The 314-nt window shown below is 62.7% G+C and carries 1 protein-coding gene; it reads right to left on the reverse strand.

Annotation, left to right across the window (positions count from 1 at the left end; all coding sequences use genetic code 11):
* Nucleotides 1–314 (reverse strand): HNH endonuclease signature motif containing protein (locus BST15_RS21025; RefSeq protein WP_133053212.1); only part of this gene is annotated, 314 nt, incomplete at both ends.

Raw genomic sequence — 314 nt, forward strand, 5'->3', positions numbered from 1 at the left:
GAGGTGGGGTGGGGGCAGGGTTTGGGTGGTGCCGTCGTGGTGCTTGCGGGTCTGCCAGCCTCCTGAGGTGATGAGTTGGTGGTGGGGTCCGCAGCGCAGGGTCAGATCAGTGATATCGGTGCGGCGGGTTGTGGCGTAGTCCTCGTCATGATGGACCTCGCAGTGATAGCCCGATATCGGGCAGTTGGGATGCGAGCACCCGCGCTCTTTGGCATACAACACGATCCGCTGCCCCGGCGAAGCCAATCGCTTCGTGTGAAACAGCGCGAGTTCTTTTGCGCCGTCGTAGATGCGTAGGTAGTGGTGGGCGTGGC

Origin of the sequence: Mycolicibacter arupensis, from assembly GCF_002086515.1 — a bacterium.
Taxonomy (GTDB): Bacteria; Actinomycetota; Actinomycetes; order Mycobacteriales; family Mycobacteriaceae; genus Mycobacterium; species Mycobacterium arupense.